The sequence below is a fragment of the Pedomonas mirosovicensis genome (genome assembly GCF_022569295.1).
Classification (GTDB): domain Bacteria; phylum Pseudomonadota; class Alphaproteobacteria; order Sphingomonadales; family Sphingomonadaceae; genus Pedomonas; species Pedomonas mirosovicensis.
Window position 1 is genome coordinate 410001 of sequence record NZ_JAKFIA010000002.1, and the last position, 14764, is coordinate 424764.

General features: G+C 60.2%; 13 protein-coding genes (1 of these 13 running past the window's edge). 6 read left to right on the forward strand and 7 right to left on the reverse strand.

What is annotated here, in order from left to right; genetic code table 11:
• On the reverse strand, positions 1-821 hold the 5' portion of the coding sequence (locus L0C21_RS14890) for a LysR family transcriptional regulator (protein WP_259279222.1). 67 nt of this gene lie to the left of the window's left edge; 821 of the gene's 888 nt are visible here — the first part of the coding sequence; its start codon is at positions 819-821; its stop codon lies beyond the left edge, outside the window.
• 131 nt (positions 822-952) lie between these two features.
• Between L0C21_RS14890 and L0C21_RS14895 the strand changes: the two genes are divergently transcribed.
• The 3 genes from L0C21_RS14895 to L0C21_RS14905 are packed head-to-tail and all read left to right on the forward strand — an operon-like array spanning position 953 to position 3004.
• Positions 953-1927: an alpha/beta fold hydrolase gene (locus tag L0C21_RS14895; protein ID WP_259279223.1), complete on the forward strand. Its 975-nt coding sequence runs from the start codon at positions 953-955 to the stop codon at positions 1925-1927.
• Positions 1928-1949: 22 nt separating this feature from the next.
• Entirely contained in the window at positions 1950-2564 is a 615-nt protein-coding gene (locus L0C21_RS14900; protein ID WP_259279224.1) for a glutathione S-transferase family protein, read from the forward strand.
• Positions 2565-2593: 29 nt separating this feature from the next.
• Positions 2594-3004, forward strand: coding sequence for a VOC family protein (locus L0C21_RS14905; RefSeq protein WP_259279225.1), 411 nt, complete (start codon positions 2594-2596; stop codon positions 3002-3004).
• Positions 3005-3083: 79 nt separating this feature from the next.
• On the opposite strand, the gene L0C21_RS14910 is transcribed toward L0C21_RS14905, so the two are convergent.
• Complete coding sequence (locus L0C21_RS14910) at positions 3084-3701, reverse strand: glutathione S-transferase family protein (protein WP_259279226.1); 618 nt, start codon at positions 3699-3701, stop codon at positions 3084-3086.
• Positions 3694-4152, reverse strand: a complete 459-nt coding sequence (locus L0C21_RS14915) for a DoxX family protein (protein WP_259279227.1) — start codon at positions 4150-4152, stop codon at positions 3694-3696. Before L0C21_RS14915 ends, L0C21_RS14910 begins: the two co-directional genes overlap by 8 nt.
• 312 nt (positions 4153-4464) lie before the next feature.
• Between L0C21_RS14915 and L0C21_RS14920 the strand changes: the two genes are divergently transcribed.
• Positions 4465-4767 carry a carboxymuconolactone decarboxylase family protein gene (locus L0C21_RS14920; RefSeq protein ID WP_259279228.1) on the forward strand — a complete coding sequence of 101 codons (303 nt, stop codon included), beginning with the start codon at positions 4465-4467 and terminating at the stop codon, positions 4765-4767.
• 311 nt (positions 4768-5078) lie between these two features.
• Here L0C21_RS14920 and L0C21_RS14925 read toward each other — a convergent pair whose 3' ends face one another.
• Positions 5079-6056, reverse strand: coding sequence for a GlxA family transcriptional regulator (locus tag L0C21_RS14925; protein WP_259279229.1), 978 nt, complete (start codon positions 6054-6056; stop codon positions 5079-5081).
• Positions 6057-6159: 103 nt separating this feature from the next.
• Between L0C21_RS14925 and L0C21_RS14930 the strand changes: the two genes are divergently transcribed.
• Entirely contained in the window at positions 6160-6708 is a 549-nt protein-coding gene (locus tag L0C21_RS14930; RefSeq protein ID WP_259279230.1) for a cysteine hydrolase family protein, read from the forward strand.
• Positions 6709-6840: 132 nt separating this feature from the next.
• Positions 6841-7926, forward strand: coding sequence for an LLM class flavin-dependent oxidoreductase (locus L0C21_RS14935; protein WP_259279231.1), 1086 nt, complete (start codon positions 6841-6843; stop codon positions 7924-7926).
• Between the two features lie 82 nt (positions 7927-8008).
• On the opposite strand, the gene L0C21_RS14940 is transcribed toward L0C21_RS14935, so the two are convergent.
• The 3 genes from L0C21_RS14940 to L0C21_RS14950 all read right to left on the reverse strand — a co-directional run bounded on the left by L0C21_RS14940 (position 8009) and on the right by L0C21_RS14950 (position 14735).
• Positions 8009-10657: a porin family protein gene (locus L0C21_RS14940; protein WP_259279232.1), complete on the reverse strand. Its 2649-nt coding sequence runs from the start codon at positions 10655-10657 to the stop codon at positions 8009-8011.
• A gap of 83 nt (positions 10658-10740) precedes the next feature.
• Positions 10741-11181, reverse strand: a complete 441-nt coding sequence (locus L0C21_RS14945; RefSeq protein WP_259279233.1) for a PraA/PraB family alkane oxidation protein activator — start codon at positions 11179-11181, stop codon at positions 10741-10743.
• A gap of 233 nt (positions 11182-11414) precedes the next feature.
• The gene (locus L0C21_RS14950; protein ID WP_259279234.1) at positions 11415-14735 is read right to left on the reverse strand and encodes a TonB-dependent receptor; all 3321 of its coding nucleotides are present in this window, start codon (positions 14733-14735) and stop codon (positions 11415-11417) included.
• Positions 14736-14764 lie beyond the last annotated feature (29 nt).

Consider the following 14764-nt stretch of genomic DNA (forward strand, 5'->3'; position numbering starts at 1 on the left):
TTGCGTCCGCTCTGGAACAGGAGAGAGACCGGCAGGGCAGGGGCGGGATCCTCTGCCAGCACGGGTTGGAGCCTTCCGGCCGTCACATGCTCGGTGATCTGGTATGATAACGTTCTGACGATGCCGAGGCCCGCAACGGCCGCCGATATGGCAGCATCCACGCTGTTGACCGACAGGCGCGGTGGCCGCCCTGATCGCCGCCCATCCTCAAGCCGCCATCCGCGATGGAGGTCCGTTTCATCCTCGATCGCGATCAGGTCATGGTTTCGCAGATCAGCAAGCGTCACCGGCTCGCCTCGCTCCATGAGATAATGGGGACTTGCGCTTAGGACCCAGCGGACCTGTCCAATACGCAGCATATGCAACGCGCTGTCCGGCAGATCGGCGATGCGGACCGCGATATCGATCCCCTCTTCCACCAATCGGATCACCCGATCAAGAAGCAGCAGTCGGACCTGAAGGTCCGGATAGAGACTAAGCAATTCTGTGATGATTGGCAGGACGTGCAGCCGACCGAACATAACAGGCGCAGTTACTGTCAGGGTTCCTCGTGGAGTCGGGCCTCCACCTCGAATGGTCTCGAAGGCCTGATCGATCTCAGCAATGCCAGCCTGACAGCGCTCAAGGAAGATCGCGCCGTCTTCGGTCATCCTCACGCTGCGCGTCGTTCGCATCAGTAGCGGAACGCCAAGACTTGCCTCCAGCGCTGCGATCGTGCGGGTGACTGTGGTCGGCGACATGTTCAGCCGGCGCCCAGCCTCTGCAAAGCTCGCATGTTCCGCCACGCTGATAAAGGTCCGCAGCGCCCGCAGCCTGTCCATCGTCGCCTCCCTTTCGGGATGACATTATCGTTATAAAGCGCAATGATGAACTGCGTTTTCAGCTGATTATCATGATCTGCGCCATGAGCGAGAAAGGGCTATCGCAGCCACTCACTCAAGGAGCAATCACGATGAGAAGCATCGCATTGGGTGCATTAACCGCAGCATCCATCGGGCTGGCGGTACCATTTGCGACAGGCTCCGCCCACGCGCAGCCCGTCTCGCCAATGCCAGCGAGCTCAGTGATCCACTATCGCACCGCCAAGATCGAGGGCCTCGACATCTTCTATCGTGAGGCTGGTCCGAAGGATGCACCGACCGTGCTGCTGCTGCACGGCTTCCCGAGCTCATCCTTTCAGTATCGCAATCTGATCCCAGCGCTGGCGGATCGCTACCACGTCATTGCGCCGGACTATCCGGGCTTTGGCCAAAGCAGCGCGCCGGAACATACCCGGTTCGCCTATACCTTCGCGCATCTGACGGACGTAATCGAGGCGCTGCTCAATCAGCTCGGCGTTGATTGCTACACAATTTACATTCAGGACTACGGCGCGCCTGTGGGCCTGCGGCTGGCGATCCGCCATCCCGAGCGCGTCACCGGGCTGATCGTTCAGAACGGCAACGCCTACAAGGACGGCATTCAGGACTTCTGGAAACCGATCGAGGCCCTGTGGGCCAACAACACAGCTGCCAACCGTAATGCTCTGCGTATGGCGCTGACCCCGGAGCATATCAAATGGCAATATCTGCATGGGGTTAAGGACCCGAGCCGCGTCGATCCCGACACATGGCTGCACGATCAGGCGCTGCTCGATCGTCCCGGCAATGACGAGATCCAGCTCGATCTCTTCTACGATTACCGCACCAATGTCGCGCTCTATCCGGAATTCCAAGCCTTCTTTCGCACCCGTAAGCCGCCGACGCTGATCGTCTGGGGCGCCAATGACGAGATCTTTCCTGCCGACGGGGCGAGGGCTTATCTGCGCGACAATCCTCAAGCCGAGTTGCACCTGATCGATTCCGGCCATTTTGCGCTGGAGGACCGTGCGGACGAGATCATCCCGCTCATCCGCGATTTTCTCTCTCGGACTCTGCCGGTCCGCTGATCTTTGGCACGGGATAAAAGCCATGAAGCTCTACCATTATTCTCTTTCGGGGCACGCGCATCGCGCGGCCCTGTTCCTCTCGCTCGCCGGCATGCCTCACGAGCTTGTCGATGTTGATCTTGCGGCCGGTGCCCATAAGCAGCCCGGGTTTCTCGCCATGAATGCGTTTGGAGAGGTTCCGGTGCTCGATGATGATGGCATCATCATCGCGGATTCCCTGGCCATTCTGGTTTATGTCGCGCGGAAGATTGGTCCCTCGCACTGGCTGCCGACCGATCCCGTTGAAGAAGCCGAAGTGCAGCGCTGGTTATCCGTCGCCGCCGGTAAGGTCGCCTATGGGGTCTGCGCCGCACGGCTGATGACCGTGTTCGGTGCGCCCTTCAATGCCGATGAGGTGATGGGACGTGCTCATGCAACGCTCAGCGTGATCGACCAGGTGCTGGCAACCCGCCGCTGGATCGCAGGGACGGAGCAGCCGAGCATCGCGGATGTTGCGCTCTACAGCTACATCGAACGCGCGCCCGAGGGGAATGTGGCGCTGTCCGGCTACCCTAGGGTTCTGGTTTGGCTTCGCCAGATCGAACAGCTGCCCGGCTTCATTCCTTTTGCCAGGACGCGCGCAGGCCTTGAGGCCTGATCTCCGGTTATTCTACAGGATATAGACCCATGCTATTTGGCACGCTCAAGCTCGACCACGTCGGCATTCGCGTCACCAATCTCGCCACTGCTGAGGCATTCTATGGCAAGCTCGGCTTCGTGCGCGACCCCGAGGAGTTCGCTCCCGCGGTGCAGGCCTGCGGTCTCGTGCACCCCACGGGTCTACGGATCCACCTGATTTATAACGGCGAGGCGGCAAACGAAGGAAACGTCCTTCTCGATGCCCCTGTAAAACGGCCCGGCTATACCCATGCGGCCTTCATCATCGACAGTATGGATGCGCTGGTCGCCTGGCTGGATCAGGAGGGCATCAAGATCAGCGAGGGTCCGCTGATGATGGGCCATGGGCGGCGTAATGTCTGCTTCATTCGCGACCCCGACCTCAATGTTTTGGAGTTTAACGAGATTCTGGCGGAGTGACGCTTGAAGGCCTCTGACTCATGGCGGCTGCTGCTCCGGACAAGGCCTCCCCGGTGACCACGGGAAGGGCGAGGCTCAGTTAATGGCTGTGTGCGGTCGTCTGCATTGATGGCCGCATCCGGAACGCGTCGAACCAGTCGGCGAGCCGTGGCCGACCGATGCGCCAGTTGCGCTCGGGCCAGCGGAACTCAAGATAGCCAAGCAGAACTGCGACCGAGATCTCCCCGATAGTCGGATTGGGCGCAAAGTCCGCCTGTTCCAGCCAGTCGAGCGTCGCCTCCCGTGCTTCGACAAAGCGACGCATCATCGCCTCGGAGCGTTCGTTCGCAGGTCTGCGTTCGTCGGCGAACAGTCGGCCCATCGCCGTCATGGCGCCGTCCGCTGCGCCTTGCAATCGCAATGCTTTCCATCGCGCAGTTCCAGCAGGTGGAAACAGCTGCCGTTGGTCTTTAAGCGAATCCAGGAAATCGCAAATCACTCCGGACTCAAAAAATATCTCGCTGCCGTCGACAACAAGCGTCGGGACCTTGGCGAGCGGGTTGCGCGCCCGCAACCGGTTGTCGGTCCAGGGATCGACCCGAACCAGCTCAATCCGGTCCGCAAGGCCCAGTTCGCAGGCAGCCACGCGTACCTTGCGCGCGAACGGTGATGTCGGCGCGTACCAGAGCTGTAACGTGGGATAAGAGCTCTCATCCATGTCGTTTCGCAATCCATTGGTCGACTGAAAACGGCCCCGATCCTATCAGAACCAGCGCGGCGAGGCAGGCAAGATAGAGCAGGTCTGCTTCCATGCCGGGCGGGCCAAACTGTGGGCCTGCGCTGGTGACCGCCATCAACTTGATCGATGTAAAGCCAAATTGGATATGGACCGTGAACATGGCGACCAGCAGCACTGCCGCCATGGGAATGCTGGCGAGCCCGACGAACGCTCCGGCAAGCACTGCGACGCCGCCGAGCAGTTCAATAAGGATCGTCAGCCACGCCATCATGTGCGGCATCGGTGTTCCGATTGCATCCACGATACGCACGAAGTTCTCCGGACCCTTTTCCAGCTTCGCCAGGCCATGAGCAAAAAAGCCATAGCCCACGAGCAGGCGGAGCGGAATCGGTGCCCAGTGGGCATAGCGGCGAAGTCGTAAAGTCATCATGGATGCCTCGTCCCTGTCCTGACGCCTTGAAGTTGCGCCTCTACAGTCGGAATTTCGGACGAACCTGCATGATGGTTACATGCAGGAGTCCCGTTAATTATGACGCATCTCAACAGGCCTGAATAAGAGCAGGGAGGACCCCGCAGTAGATACACGACCTTCGGGCCGGGGAGTTGGCCGAGCTAGAAAGAACGATTTCGCTGCACACGGCGTAACCGGATCCTTCGGGCAGACGAATAGTCAATGTGAGCCAGAAGCCGGACTCGATCCGCGAGCGCCGGTCTAGAGCCGCGTACATAAGTGAGGTCTCAAATGCACGATATGAAAAAGCTCCAGAACCTGAAGAAGCTGGACAGTGGCGCGCCGGAACCGATGAAGGCTTTCTGGGCATTCGATAAAGCAGTGTTCCAGGAAGGAAGCCTCTCGGTCCTTGACAAGCAGCTGATCGCGGTTGCGGTTGCGCTGACAACCCAATGTGCATACTGCCTTGAAATACACCGGCAGGAAGCTCGCAAGGCAGGCGCGACGGACGAGCAATTGGCCGAGGTTGCGGTCGTTGCAGCCGCCATACGCGCTGGCGGTGCGATCACGCATGCTGCTCATTTGTTCGGCTAAAGCCAGGCTTAAAACACCTAATAAAACCTGTTGCTCTGCATAAAGTCGGCATATGTGAAGCTAAGGGACGATTGAGGCATTGCATTGGTTGTCTGAGAAACAGCGGGCATAGAGTGGGGCCTTCACGGCAAGCCGTTGTCAAAGGCCGTCCAGGCCCCACTTGGTTTTGCTGTTTTAGCTGCGTCCTGAAATTCTGATCCGCCAGCGGTTCGCCGAAATGCTGTGCGAGCTATGCGGAAGAGTGAGCAATGCGGGCTGGTCCCGGCCTGAAGGCCTTCCTGCCGTCACTCGCAAGACATCAAGCGATGGGCTCACGCCCGAAATCGTCGCCGAAACTCGTTAGGCGTCAGGCCGACGATCCGCGTGAACACTTTGCGAAATGCTCCAGGATCAGCATAGCCCACCTCCCAGGCAATCTGGTCGATAGGAAGCCTTGAGAACTGCAATAGCTCTTGCGCTTTGCCGACCCGGAGCCTCTGAATATACTCTGTCGTCGTCAAGCCCGTTGCCTTCTGAAAGCGTCGCAGGAAGGTCCGCTCCTCCAGTCCGGCATGTGCGGCGAGTGCCGCGAGATTGGTATCCTTGGCGTCGGTGGCCTGCAACCAGTGCTGTACCTTGAGCACGGCTGTATCACCGTGGGTCAATCTCGGTGCGAAAACGCTATAGTAGCACTGCTCCCGCCCAGGCGGATCGAGCAGCAAGTAGCGCGCCGTCTCGATCATGACCGTTGGTCCGAGGAAGCGATCGACCAGCTTCAGGCCGAGGTCGGTCCAGGCCATGACGCCGCCGGCAGTAATAATATCGCCATCATCGATAATCAGCCGATCGGTTTCCACACCGCCCACATCCGGAAACCGCGTTCGGAGCAGTTCGCCATAGGCCCAGTGTGTTGTCACGGTCCGGTTCGCCAGAACGCCGGTTTCGCCAAGCACGAGCGCGCCCGCGCACACCGATGCCAGCGTGATGCCCGAGCCGTGACTGTTTCGTAGCCAGTCAGCATAGAGGGCGGCCGTTTCTCGAGAGACAGGATCGCCGAGGGTAGGGGGCAGGATGAGCACGGTTGGCTTCCCCTCCTCCCCCGAAATGGTATCGAACACGCGGACTGGCGTTTCTTCCTGCGCCGCTTTTTGCCAATGGCTGATCCGGAGCAGGGGTGAGGCCCCAAACGGATGTTTCTCTCTTGCCAGTCGGTCAGCGACGCTGAGCAGATCGGTGAGCCCGAGCACGGCCGCCATCTGCGCGCCGGGATACAGCACGATGCCAACCTCGGCTGGGCGATCTGACGGCATATGTCGGTATCAACCTCTATTATGTCGGTTCCGACAATTATATGGGCGTCCTCCCTCCTGTATCAAGCAGCCTCATACTGACCTTGGACGAGAAGGAAGACCCATGAGCAAACGTGCGATTATCGTTGTCGACCTGCAGAACGATTACTGGCCCTCAGGAAAGTGGCCCCTCGTTGGCATCGAGAAGGCGGCTGAAAATGCAGCCAAGGTGATCGAGAAAGCGCATTCGGGTGGCGATCTGGTCATCCATGTCCGCCACGAGTTCTTAAGTCCAGATGCGCCGTTCTTCATCCCCGGCACGGAAGGCGTGGAAATCAACCCTGCCGTCCAGCCGACCGAGGGTGAGCCCGTCGTCGTGAAGAACCATCCCAACTCGTTCCACGGGACCGAGCTGAAGCAGATACTGGATGAGAAGGGTATCGAGGAAGTCGTGGTTATCGGCGCGATGAGCCACATGTGCATCGCGGCTACGGGCCGTGCTGCCGCTGACTTTGGCTACAATACCGTTGTCATCCACGACGCCTGCGCCACCCGTGATGTCGAGTTCAATGGGATGACGGTTCCGGCCGCGCAGGTCCATGCCGCCAACATGTCGGCCCTGGCATTCGCTTACAGCAAGGTCATCGCTACGAGCGAATACATCTCTCAGTAAAGAGAGGTCGGCGCGATGTGGCGCGATGGCAATCCGCTCGCGCCACGTCGGCTGCAACAGAATCCCTACCCCCTGTAAACATGCCGGTGCGTTGCCGCTCGAAGCAGGTGTAACGCACCACGGAGTGCTGAAATGACCGCATCGATTTTTGGAACGCGATTTGGCAATGCGCCGGTTTCTTTATCGATTCTCGATTTTGCCATGGCAGGCAAGGGCTATACGGCGCGTGAAGCCTTGGCCGGCAGCATTGAGCTCGCCCGTTTGGCTGACCGGAGGGGCTTTACCCGGTATTGGGTGGCCGAGCATCACGCCATGCCTGGCGTTACCACATCCTCGCCGCCGCTCCTCCTCGCACGCCTTGTCGGCGAGACGGAGCGGATACGCCTGGGTGCGGGCGGGATGATGCTCCCCAACTTCCCACCTCTGGTTATTGCAGAGCAGTTCGGGCTGCTGGCGTCGCTTGCGCCGGGGCGTATTGATCTGGGCATTGGCCGGGCGCCGGGGGCGGACATGACGACTGCCAACGCCTTGCGGCGCGGGCAGATCAACGCCGAGGATTTTCCAAACCAGGTCATGGAGCTCATCCGTTTTCTGGACGATGATTTTCCCGACAGCCATGCTTTCAAGAAAAGCGTCTATGCCGTGCCCGGCCCACGGCAGGACAGGAAAAACGGCGTGCCACGCTCCTTCGAACGCCCCCCGGTCTGGCTTCTGGGCTCCTCTGGCTACTCGGCGCAGCTTGCCGCACATCTTGGATGGCCGTTTGCCTTTGCAGCGCATCTGGCAGATGAAAACGTCGAGCTGGCGCTCGCTCTCTATCGACAAAACTTCAAGCCTTCCACCGTGCTCGATCGGCCCTATGCCATTGTCAGTTTTGGAGTGCTCGCTGCGGATGATGAGCATGAAGCCCGGCGTCAGGCGTGGGCCTACTCGCACAGCATGATGCGGATGTCTCAGCGCAAATCCTTTGTTGTGCCGACCCCGGAGGAGGCAGAAGCCTATCCCTACTCTTCGGCGGAGCGAGATATCATTGAGATGTGGAATGCCAAAATCATGAGCGGGACTGGCGAGCAGGTAGTCGAGCAGCTGAATGCCTGGCAACAGCGCCTGGAAGCTGACGAGCTCATGGTGTTGAACCTCGGCCATTCGCCTGACGCGATCTACCGTTCAACCGAGCTCATCGCGGATGCTTATGGTATGCCTGACTTTGGCGCATAGTTGCCGCGGGCTCAAGTGCAGCCGGTCGAGCTCCTGCTGGGAGCTGGTTCCCGCTGTTGGTAGCTTTTAGAGCGACCAACAACTACTCTGTTTTGTCAGCCATCCTAGAATTTTTTCGAATGGTCAGGCGAACAGTGCGGCCGAGCGGATCGATTTCGTCGCGGCTGTATCCGGCCGGAATGCTGCCGTCGCCAAAGGTAACCCGACGATAGCTGTCGAAAAGGTTTTGAACATCGAGCGAGACTTTCAGATTTTTTATCCACCCCTGACCGCTCAATGAATCGAAGATGCGGTAAGGTTCAATGTGCATCGAGAGATTGTGCGTCATCGACGGCTTGAAATGAAAATCTCCTGAAGGTGTGGTGCCGCGCAAGCGCGAGGGGCCCGTCCATCTGGCGTTCCAGCTCGCGCCCAGTCCCCGCTTCCCGACCGTAGCCTGGAACGAGAGAGTGTGGCGAGCCTGGCCGCCATCTGGCCCGAGTTGATCGATTGGCGGGACGCCGGGCCGGATCAGCAATTCGTTCTTCAGGCGCCAGTGATGGTTGAGCGAGGCGGTTACCAGAACGGGGTCTGCCGGTCTGGCCTGCTGTCCGTCCCCTCCGGCCTTTCGCCCTGACTGCCAGCGCAGCGTGATGCCGGATACCAGTTCGGTGGCGGTGTCATGGGCGATATTGACCGCGCGGGCATCGACCGCGATCAGCCGCCCCGCCGCATCGCGCGTCACCCGTTCCGGAAACGCCGCTTCGATTGCGGGGGTCAACTCCGGAAATGCCGTCACGCCGCCTTTGGCGACTCGCTGGCGATAGCCGATGTTCAGCGACAGATCCTGGTTGCCGAACGGCCGCACCTGTGCGTTCAGGGCAAGGTTTTGCTGGCTGCCGCGCCCAAGGCTGGGGTTCCCGCCGATGATCCACACGGGCTCGGCCATTTCCTGCCGGGAATAATCATAGATCCGGCTGATGGTCGAGATGACCGGACCATCAAGCTGTTCGAAGGAGGGCGCCGTCTCGATCTGCTCGAGAGACCCGCGCAGTTGCAGAACGGGGCTTGGCGACCAGGTAAAGCCGCCGCCGTATCGCTTTTGCAGGGGTGTGTTCGATTCTGCCTGGCCGCTCATCGAGAGATCGAGGGTCAGGTCTCCCAAGACGCTGGAATCCTCTTCCTCGCGGCGGGACAGTGGCAGGCTGAGCGCTATCTGCCCATCCGCCCGCTCGCGCGTCGTCTTGAGCGGCGGCGCCGGGCCGAGAAGGCTGTCGCTCCGCTGGCTGCGGGTCTGGTTACGGCTCCCGTTCAGGGAAAGATTGGTGGTGAGGGGGCCGGCGGGCAGGTCGATAAGCGTCCTTGAGACATTGAGGCGGGCGCTGAGATTTTCCCCGCGCGAGTGGTTGCGGTTGCTCAGCAGCAGGCGCTCGTCCCATGGGCCGTAGGGGTTGAAGTCGGGATCCCCGGCGTTGACGAGGGCCTGGACGCGGCCTACATCGACGCCCTGCTCCAGAAGGTTATCGCTCCAGGTGCGGGCGTACCGGGCGGAGAAATTGGTCTGCCAGCCGCTGATCTTGCCCGAGAGCGTGAACGAGGCGCCAAGCGATTTCGACGTGTTGTCGTTCCGCAGCACCTGCTCGCCCGCGAATGGGCGCGTCAGCATCACGTCGCCAGCGAAAGGCGACCAGGGGCTGCTTGCCGGGATAAGGATGGAGGCCATCGGCAGCCCGCGCCGCCCGTGACTTGTGTTGCGGGTCGCGTTGACGCTGAATGATGCTGAAAACTCCCCCAGCGGACGGGTTGCGCCCGCGTTGAGCGAGAGGTTGCGTCCGGAGGGCGTCAGGGTTTCGTAATCGTTGGGATCGACCGGGTGCGAGCGGTTTGCGGTGGCGGCGAAATCGGCCAGCGTCGGTGTTCCCGCGAGCGCTTCCGGCGGTATGGCGGCATAGGTCACGATCCCGCCCGCGGCGAGGCTGAGCGCCGGGTCGATTTCCGCCCCGTCGGGGCTGGAGATATAGCCCATGCGATCGGCTGGGCCGCCGCGTGGCGGAACGTTGCGCGCGCTCTTGCGTAAGGCGCTGTCGGCGCTGATGCGCGCCTGTACGTTCCAGCGGGTCGGCCTGTCTATGATCAGCCGTCCGGCAGACAGGCTGCCGCCATATCGCCCGCCCCTGGTTGCCCATGTCACCCCCGCATCGGCGGTGAGGCTGGAAAACTTCTTTTTCAGGACCAGGTTGACCACGCGCTTGCCGGAGGGCTGGCCATACTGGGCGGCGGCCTCGGGTGCCAGCACGGCAAGGCGTTCCAATGCCTCGGCCGGGTAGGACAGGAACGACCGGTCAAACCCGGCCGGTTGCCCGTCTATAAGGATGACCGGCTCCTCGCCTCCGGCGTCGATGAACGGCTCCATGCGCCCGAGCAGGTCCTGTATGCTGTCGGCGCCGAACGGGGCAATCTGTTCTTCGTTGAATTCGGTTTCGGCTTTCACCCTGGCGTCGCCATAACGTTTGGCGGTGACGATGATGTCGTCGCTTGCCTTCGGGGCGCCGCCAGCCGCCGCGCGGTCATGAGGTGCCGCCGCCGCGATCCCTTGTGACGCCGCCACCGCGCTGGTGGCCCCGCTGTCTGCCTCCGCCCTGGCGTCGCGGCACGGTAGCCCGAGGGAGGCGGCAAGGGAAAGCAGCCCGTGCAGGGCGATTTGTATTACGCCGAACCGTGTCACTCTCACCAAGATGCGGGCGCCTTCCATCCGCTACTCAGGGAAGGCGGGCGCACAGTGTTGTGCGCCCGCCCAGGGCCTCGCGTAACGGGACGTTACGAGGGGCTTCCACCTTACTCCGAGGCCGACCCTTCAATGGAGCAGTCGCCCGTACCGGAGTCTGCGGGCGGCAGGACGGCATCAATATCGAGGGTCGTTCCGCTCCATGTGCCGGAGACGTCGCCTTCGCAACCGCCAGAAGTGATCGTGGTCACCTCAACGCCGTAAATCGTGTAGGTGCCGCTGCTGCTGCCCGGCGAGGATTCAGTAATCGTTACGGGATACGGCCCGCCTAAGTCCACAAAAGCGCAGAGAAAGTCTCCCGGCACCAGTGAAATATACGCCAGGTCCGGGGTGCCGGAGGTATCGATCGTGATCTCAATATCGCATGTGAGCGTGAGGCCCTTGTGAACAACCACCGTGCCATAGAACGGGCCGGTGGGCACTGCGGCATTCGCAACGTGTGGAATGAAGAACGCAGACGCCAACATGGCGATTTTTGCAAGCTTGTTCATGAATCTCCCCCATGTCGTATTTGAGGCTGCACATTATTGTGCAATACGACTATGGGTCGTCATAAAGTAAATTTCCAACATATTGTAAAAATGTAAATTAAATAGTCAAACAAGTATTTTAAAACAAGGGCGGCGGCCCGCTGAATAAGCGGGTCGCCGCATTATTGTGTTATTGTGTTATTGTGTTATTGTGTTTGTCTATTTCATGACATGCATGGCTATTGTTGTATTCATTAAAACTTCTTGGAGATGCTGAAGGCGATGATGCGTGGATCGAGCGTGAACACGTTAGTGGTCAGGCCGGTGTCGTCGCTGTTGACGAAGGTGTCGGTGATCGGCGTGTTGTTGAACACGTTCTTCACGTAAACCTGCATGGTCAGCTCCGACTTTGGGCGCGTGTAGGTCATGGTGAGGTTGACATAATCCCAGGCCTTCAGCCGGTCGAACTCAGTGTTGTAGATTCGCGCATAGCTTTTCGACTGGCGGTAGTAATCGGCGCGGAAGGTCAGATCCCAATCGTCGGTCTCGGAGAAGAAGGTGTACTGCGCCCCGATATTGACGGTAATGCGCGGTGCGTTGGGCAGTTCGTTCCCGGTTAGGTCGGCGGCAAAGCCGCGTCCGCCATTGGGTGCGCCGCTTCCGCCCTCTTCGATATTCATGCCGACCGTATCCGGATTATAGGGCGCGAAGGGATCGTAGGTAAAACCGTACCGCTCATTGAGCATAAACCCGGAATTTACCTTCGGATCGAAGGTGCCGACCCGCGTCGATCCGGGACACAGCGCGGCAAGCGCCTGATGAGGTGGCAGGGGGCTGGACAGGACTTTTTCCACAAAGGCGCGCGGCGCGATGCAGTTGGAAGGAACCTGAACCCAGGGGCGCAGCGTCACCCAGTCCGAGTCGCCCTGGGTGCGGTTCATCACGTCGATCGACTGCGATCCCTTCTTCAGCCGTGTTTTCAGATAGCCGACAGTGCCGTCGAGGCGGAAGGCGCGGGTCGGCCGCCACGCCGCTTCAAGTTCCAGGCCCCAGTTGATCGCATCGAAATTCTCGTTGTAGGCAATGCGGTCAACAATCTGGGAAATCTGATAATCCTTGTAATTGTAGAGGAAGCCGTTGGCATTCAGCGTCAGGCGGCCGCCGTCGAAGCTGTTCTTCGTGCCGATTTCAAGGGACGTGACATATTCCGGTTTGAACGTCTGCGGCAGGTACTGGTATTGCACCACATCCGAGTTAAAGTCGACGCGCGGCGGGTTGACGCCGCCGCCCTTGTAGCCGCGGGCTGCCGAGAAATAAATCAGCGTATCGTCGGTGAAGCTCAACTCCGGCTTCCAATCCAGCACCGCGCGGCCGGTAAACTTGCCCCAGGTCTGCTCGATGCTGTCCAGCGCCGGATAGCCGCTGTTCACCCGGCCGCCCGTGCTATCGCCCACAATCCTCCCTGAATCGATGCCGCCGCCCAGCAGCAACTGGCTGGGAATCTGGTCGGATACCTTCTTATCCTTGGTATAGCGCAGGCCGAGGGTCAGATTCAGGTTGTCTGCCAGTTCCCAGTACAGTTCGCCGAAGGCGGCCCAGCTTTTGATCCTCACGCCATTCTGGCTGAGGAAGTAGTTGTGGCCCTGATTGTCCAGGCTGTCGATCGGGTTGCGGTCGACGTAGGGGCATTCACGCGATTCATCGCCCAGTTCGCATGGCAGAAGCATCATGCTGTTTCTGGGATCTCTGCTATAAAACCAGTCCGCAATAAATGTGAACATGTTATTGAAGACGTAGTAATCGTCCTGCGATTTGAAATCCAAGTAGTTGGCGCCGATGTTGAAGTTAACCGGCCCCTCGAAACTGGATTGCAAGCGCAACTCTTGCGACCATTGACGGTTACGTGAGCGACTGAGATCAGCGGACAACATACGATCCGAGCAGCCAAGCTGTGGATCACAGAAAATTCCGCCCGGCGTCGGCCCCTTGTTGACTTCGTTTATTATATTGCCGCGAACATCCACTATGGGTTGGGCGGTGTCATTGAACAGTGGATTGGTGACGAAGCGGTTATAATCCTGCATCGAATAGAAGCGGTCGCGCGCATAGGCGGTTTGCGAGACCAATTGCAGCCCGTCCGCCACGTCGAAATCCATATTAAACTGTACGACATCGTTCTTTGCCCGGAATACCGGATCGATGCTGGTCGAGATCTCGCGCAAGTCGCGGGATTGGGTGACTCCCTCAAAAGGGTCGCCTGACTTGATCGGACGGGCGGGGTCGCCACGCCCGCGAGGGCGAGTGGGATCATACCAAGCGCCAAGGGTGATATTGTCAGCAGGATGGGTTATGTAGACCAGACTGTCGCCATTGGGCGTGCCATAGGCGGCATCATCGTAAAGCGAGCCAGGCAGACAGCCTTGGCTCAGCTTCCCGCGTATACGCGGGTCGGTAATCGGGATATCTCCCACCATCTCCAGGCCGGGATCGGTGGTGCACAGTTGCTTGCCGGTGCGGGAGCGGTTGTCGTTCTCCTCGAAATGCTGCCAGATGACGCTGGCCCGGAAGCGGTCACTCGGCTCCCACTGGACCGAGGCCCGCGTCGACCACAGGTCGCGGTCGTTGACCCGGTTTTCCGTGAAGGTGTTGTAATCATAGCCGTCGCGCTTGGTCCACGCGCCGGCCACGCGGACCCCGAGGGTGTCCGTGATCGGCACGTTAAGCATACCGCTCAGGCGCTTGGACTTGTAGTTGCCGAGCTCGCCCTTGATCTCGCCGCCGAACTCGGGCTCGGGCAGCGCCGGGATCATGTTGACGACACCCGCCGTCGCGTTGCGGCCGTAGAGCGTGCCCTGCGGGCCGCGCAGCACTTCCACCCGCGCCATGTCGAAGAATTCAGACTCAAACAGGCGGTTGCGGACCAGCGGTGTGTTATTGAAGCTGACGGCGACGGCAGGGTCGCTCGACGCCGAGATCGCCTTGGTCCCGACCCCGCGGATCGAGAAGTTATACATGCTGAAATTGCTTTTGGAGAAATTGACGTTCGGGATCGCCCGCAGCAGCTCGGAGCCGCCCTCGATCTTGCGGTCGTCAAGTCCTTCCGCCGTCAGCGCCGTAATCGCGATCGGCACGTCGCTGATCCGTTCCTCGCGCTTCTGTGCGGTCACGATGATATCGGCGAGAGTGGCTTCTCCTCTGCGCGCCCCGGCGCTGGGGGCAGCCTCATCAACCTCGCCGGCGCTCGCTCCGGCAGCGGGCTGGACGATGAATACGCCCGACTGGCCGACGCGGACGCTTAATCCGGACTCTGCCAGCAAGCGGTCGATCCCGGCGCGCGCGCTGAATTGACCCGAAAGCGCCGCACTTGTCTTGCCGCGAACGGCCGCCGGATCGAAGGTGACCTGCTGGTTCGCGGCGCGCGCAAAGGCATTGAGCGCGCTGCCGAGATCCTGAGCGGGAATGTTGAATTCGTAAAGCTGTTCGCGTGTTTCTGCGGCGATGACCGGCTGTGCCGCGATGACGATGGCGGTAAGTGACGTGGCAGAAACGAGAATGCCTCGCAGAGACCTGCACATGATTGACTATCTCCCCCTGATAGTGTTGC